1 protein-coding gene is annotated in these 781 nt (G+C 40.6%); it reads left to right on the top strand.

Annotated elements, in window-relative coordinates:
- Positions 1–453, top strand: a 453-nt coding sequence (locus ACS8FC_RS16675; RefSeq protein ID WP_439297602.1) for an alanine:cation symporter family protein, incomplete at its 5' end; no start/stop codon positions are given.
- Positions 454–781: the final 328 nt, after the last annotated feature.

Genomic DNA, 781 nt, shown 5'->3' with positions numbered 1-781 from the left:
TACGGCTCATTCGGTGATACTTTCATTGCTGTCGCAGTATTCTTCTTTGCCTTTATCACTATTTTGGCTTACTACTATATCGCTGAAGTAAACGTGGCTTACTTGACACGCTTCCTCGGTCGCGGTGCCAATAAGACAGGCCTATTCTTAGTAAAAGTATTGATCATGGTGATGGTTGCTTACGGTGGTCTTAACTCAGCTGGTTATATCTGGGCAATTGGTGACATTGGTGTTGGCCTTATGGCTTGGCTTAACATTGTTGGTATCCTTGTTATCTTTATCGTGGCTCGTCCAACCCTTACCATGCTTAAAGACTACGAAGCACAACGTAAAGCTGGTGTGGCACGCTACAGTTTTGATCCTGCAAAATTCGGTATCAAAAACGCACCTTATTGGGAAGCGCGTCATCTAGCAGAACAAAAAAGAGCGAATGTAGATCCACTACGTAAATAACATAGATAATATGCGCTAACGTAGCTACTGCTCAATCTTATTCAGTCTTACTAAAAGCCCGAGGCAATGGTCTCGGGCTTTTTTATTGAAGTACTTTCATATGCATTACCATTCTCAATATTCAAACTAGGCCTATGCAATTTACAGCGTCCTATAGGCTTATGAAAAACACTCGGCTATTTGTCTTTAGACGATTGCTCTAAATCTTTTTCCCTTCACGTTCCTCTTAGTTGCTACAAAGTTCAGACAATCTGAATAGTGCTTTTATCACGAATAAACAAAGCCTATGTTTTGATACCTAACTGCTATATCTCTGATTTGTAGTCAC

The organism is Psychrobacter sp. 1Y4 (assembly GCF_051847555.1).
This window is presented reverse-complemented; position numbering and strand designations above follow the sequence as displayed.